This is a genomic window from Mesorhizobium sp. M5C.F.Ca.IN.020.29.1.1, assembly GCF_003997375.1.
GTDB lineage: Bacteria > Pseudomonadota > Alphaproteobacteria > Rhizobiales > Rhizobiaceae > Mesorhizobium > Mesorhizobium wenxiniae.
On record NZ_RZSW01000527.1, the window covers coordinates 1 to 4,389 of the forward strand.

Annotated in this window: 4 protein-coding genes and 1 pseudogene; 4 read left to right on the forward strand and 1 reads right to left on the reverse strand. The window is 64.2% G+C overall.

Annotation, left to right across the window (positions count from 1 at the left end; translation table 11 throughout):
* On the reverse strand, positions 1-303 hold a 303-nt coding region (locus tag EOA85_RS28835; protein WP_164759942.1), incomplete at its 3' end, for an NAD(P)-binding protein.
* A 122-nt stretch (positions 304-425) separates the two neighbouring features.
* Between EOA85_RS28835 and EOA85_RS28840 the strand changes: the two genes are divergently transcribed.
* The 4 genes and pseudogenes from EOA85_RS28840 to EOA85_RS28855 form a co-directional block, all read left to right on the forward strand.
* Complete coding sequence (locus EOA85_RS28840) at positions 426-1,217, forward strand: cyclase family protein (RefSeq protein ID WP_127212023.1); 792 nt, start codon at positions 426-428, stop codon at positions 1,215-1,217.
* Positions 1,218-1,419: 202 nt separating this feature from the next.
* Positions 1,420-2,991, forward strand: a complete 1,572-nt coding sequence (locus EOA85_RS28845) for an NAD(P)/FAD-dependent oxidoreductase (RefSeq protein ID WP_127212024.1) — start codon at positions 1,420-1,422, stop codon at positions 2,989-2,991.
* Positions 2,991-3,470, forward strand: coding sequence for a MarR family transcriptional regulator (locus EOA85_RS28850; RefSeq protein ID WP_127212025.1), 480 nt, complete (start codon positions 2,991-2,993; stop codon positions 3,468-3,470). Before EOA85_RS28845 ends, EOA85_RS28850 begins: the two co-directional genes overlap by 1 nt.
* 45 nt (positions 3,471-3,515) lie before the next feature.
* A pseudogene (locus tag EOA85_RS28855) lies at positions 3,516-4,389 on the forward strand (indolepyruvate ferredoxin oxidoreductase subunit alpha); the annotation flags it as partial.

Here is a 4,389-nt window from a genome sequence, read left to right on the forward strand (position 1 = left end):
GAACCACCGTCCGTCGGGAAAGGCGCTGGCAAAGCAATTGGCGACCGGCGCAAATTCCAGCCCATGGCTTTTCAATTCATTTGCATATTTCTTGTGAAAGGCCGAGCCGGCGAACAGGCTCAGATTCATCGCGCCGAAATCGTGCCGGAAGCCGGGAAGCGTGAATTCGCGGCTCTGGACAGCGCCGCCGATAGTTTTGCTGCGCTCAAAAATCCCGGTGTTCCAACCTTTGAGCGCCAGATGCGCGGCGCATGCCAAACTGTTGTGGCCTGCCCCGACGAATATGGCGTCAAACTCGCTCACACCCCACCCAACCCATTTCCTTTATGCTTAAAGATAATTGCAGATGCATATGTTTTAGTCTAGTAGGATATTAAGGGCCGCGAAGAGCCTTGATCATCACCGAGAAAGAGGGAATAGAGACCATGGACACGCAACAACTCCTCGGCGAGGTCGCCGGCCAGCTTCTTTCAGGCACCATCCAGGTGGTCGACCTGACGGCGCCGCTCGGGCCCAACACGCCGCTGATCAAGCTGCCGCCGGAGCTGGCGGTGGACACGCCGAAGGTCGAGATCCACGCCATCTCCCACTATGACAAGAACGGTCCGTGGTGGGCATGGAACTGGCTGAAGCTCGGCGAACACTCGGGCACGCATTTCGACGCGCCGCAGCACTGGATTACCGGCAAGGATTATCCGGACGGTGCCACCGACACCATTCCGGTTCAGAATTTCGTCGGCCCGGTCAATGTCATCGACTGCTCGAAGCAAGCCGCCGCCGACAACGATTTCCTCCTCACAGTCGACCACATCAAGGCGTGGGAAGCCGAGCACGGCCCGATTAACGCCGGCGAATGGGTGGTGATGCGCACCGACTGGTATAAGCGCAACGGCTCGGAAGCCGAATTCCTCAACGCCGACGAGACCGGACCGCACACGCCCGGACCGACGGCCGAGGCCATCCAGTACCTGATCAGCAAAGACATCAAGGGCTGGGGCAGCGAGACGATCGGCACGGATGCTGGCAAAGCAGGGGGAATGGAGCCGCCATTCCCGGCGCACAGCCTGATGCACAACGCGAACCGCTACGGCCTCGCCAGCTTGTGCAATCTCGATCGGCTGCCGCCGAAAGGCGCGATCCTGATCGCCGCACCGCTCAAAATCGAGCACGGCACCGGAAGCCCGATCCGCGCACTGGCGCTGGTGCCAAGGCATTAGGACGAGGTGGCGGTCTTCGGGAGAAGATCATGCTTGTAGGCAATGCTGTAGTGACGGATTTGGAGCGGCAGCCTTGTAGCGCTGTCGCTCTACGGCGCCCCCCTCTGTCCTGCCGGACTGTCCGGCAGGACAGAGGGGGGCGCGAAGGAACGCCAACCCGCGCAATTGACTCCAACCTCCCGAGGACGAGGAGCAATCGCAGATGAACGCGCCCGATCACATCATCGTCGGCAGCGGCATCAACGCGCTGGTCTGCGCGGCGATGCTTGGCGGCAAGGGGGCAAAGGTGCTGGTGCTCGAGCGCAACGACCGCATCGGCGGTTGCATGCGCACCGAGGAGATCACCGCGCCCGGCTTCATCCACGACGTGATGGCGACGACCTTCGTACTGTTCATCACCTCGCCTGCCTATGCGGCGCTGGGCAAGGATCTGGCGCGGCACGGCCTGGAGTTCTGCAACACCGGCACGCCCACCGGCGTGCTGCGGCCGGACGGCAGCTATGCCATCCTGCGCACCGATCGGCCCGCCAATGTCGCGGCTGCCAATGCGCTTGCCGCAGGCGATGGCGACCGGCACGGCAGCGACGTCGGCGAGATCGAGCGCAATGCCGGCCTGCTGTTCGGGCTGCTCGGCGGCAGCCTGTGGTCTTACCCCACGACCAGGCTGCTGGCGGGCGAAGCCTGGCGGCGCGGGCCGCGCGGCCTTGCCGCCTTTCTCGGCGATGCGCTGGTGCCGGCGCGCGGCTGGCTGGAGAACACTTACCAGTCGGAGATCACCCGGGCGCTGTGGGCGCCCTGGGTGCTGCATGCCGGCCTTGGGCCTGAAGACGCGTTCTCCGGCCAGATCGCCAGGGTTATCGCCTTTGCGCTGGAAGCTGCCGGCGCGCCGATCGTCAAGGGCGGCGCTGGGAATCTGCTGTCCGCCTTCGAAGCGCTGATCAAGGAGCGCGGCGGCGTGATCCGGACTGAAGGGGACGTTGCCTCCATCATCCAGAGCGGAGGCCGAGCCACCGGCGTACGGCTGGCTTCGGGCGAAACGGTCACCGCGAAGGAGAGCGTGATCTGCTCGGTCACGCCGACCCATCTCTACGGGCGGCTGCTCGGCGACGCGGCTCCGAAAGCCGACCTCGAGGCGGCGCAGAAATACCGCTACGGCAAGGGCAATTTCCAAATACACTATGCCCTGGACAAGCCGCCCGCATGGCGCGGCGAGGGCCTGGCAAAGGTCGCGCTGCTGCATCTGACACCGGGGCTCGACGGCGTGTCGAAAGCCTGCAACGAGGCCACGCGCGGCATGCTGCCGGAGGTGCCGACCATCTGCGTCGGCCAGCCGCATGCGCTCGATCCTTCGCGCTGTCCGGAAGGCAAGGCGATCCTGTGGCTGCAACTGCCCGAGGCGCCACGCCATATCAGGGGCGATGCCGCCGGCAAACTGCAGACACCGGCCGACGGCCGCTGGACCGACGCGCTGCGCGAGGCCTACGCGGACCGTGCCGAAGCGATCCTCGCCAGCCATATCGACGGGTTCAAGGACAGCGTCATTGCACGCCGCGCCTATTCGCCGGCCGATCTGGAAGCGATCAACGTCAATTTGGTCGGCGGCGATCCCTATGGCGGCTCATCGACCATCGACCAGTCGTTCCTATGGCGGCCGTTCAAGACGAGCCGCAATCACGACACCGGGATCAAGGGCCTCTACCACATCGGAGCCTCGACCCATCCCGGCGCCGGGCTTGGCGGCGGTTCCGGCTTTCTGCTGGCGGGGAGGCTGTGATGGAACAGAAGGTTGAAAAGCGCCAGCGCATCTCGACACTGGGCCAGATCGGACTGCAGCAATTCGCGCCCTATCTGATGAACCGCATCATGGGCCGCTACAACGCCACCTTGCGCGACGATTTTCGCAAGCAGGGCCTGACCATCCCGCAGGTGCGCACACTCGCCGTGCTGTCGGTGGCCGACGGCGTCACCGTCAACGATCTCTCGGTCTACACGGTCATCGAACAATCCACGTTGAGCCGGACGCTCGACACGCTGGAAGGGCAAGGATTTGTGCGGCGGGAGCAGGGAGTCACCGACAGCCGCATCCGCCATGTATTCCTGACCGACGACGGCCGCGCCGAGTTCGGCCGCGCCTGGCCGGCCATGCATGATGCGTTCGAGGCGATGTTCGATGACATCGATGATGTTGAATATGCCGCCCTGATCGCGACGCTGCAGAAGATGCTGAAGAACATTCGCAAGCACGACATCTAGACGTACGCCGCCGCCGGATATCGGCGGCAACGGAAGGAGGCTGACATGGCTGAACGGTCTTTTGCCAAGGAAGTCGAAAAGCTCAGGCTCGGCGCCGGAGAGGAGTTTTCCGGCGAGGGCATTCTCGCCATCACCAAGGCGCTGCTGCAATGCGGCGTCGGCTATGTCGGCGGCTATCAGGGCGCGCCGATCAGCCATCTGATGGATGTGCTGGCCGATGCGCAGGATATTCTGGGCGAGCTCGGCGTGCATTTCGAGGCCAGCGCCTCGGAAGCCACCGCCACCGCCATGCTGGCCGCATCTGTGCATTATCCGATCCGCGGTGCGGCGACCTTCAAGTCGACCGTCGGCACCAATGTCGCGTCGGACGCGCTCGCCAACCTCGCCTCGGGCGGCGTCACCGGCGGCGCGCTGATCATTGTCGGTGAGGATTATGGCGAGGGCTCCTCGATCATGCAGGAGCGCAGCCACGCCTTCGCCATGAAGAGCCAGGTCTGGCTGCTCGACCCGCGGCCGAACCTGCCCTCGATCGTCAAGGCGGTGGAGGACGGCTTCGAGCTTTCCGAGGTTTCCAACACGCCTGTCATGCTGCAGGTCCGCATCCGCTGCTGCCATGTCCATGGCCGTTTCATCGCCAAGGACAACAAGCGGCCGACCATGACGGTGGCCGATGCGCTCGACGCGCCGCGCCGCGACACCGGCCGCATCGTGCTGCCGCCCGCCTCTTTCCTGCACGAGAAGGAAAAGGTGCAGAAACGCTGGCCGGCGGCGGTGGATTTCATCCGCAAAAACAAGATCAACGAGTTCTTCGGTCCGGAGCACGGCTCGGTCGGCATCGTCATGCAGGGCGGCATGTACAATTCGGTCGTCCGGGCGCTGCAGCGGCTAAGCCTTGCCGACACCTATGGTGTGACAGACG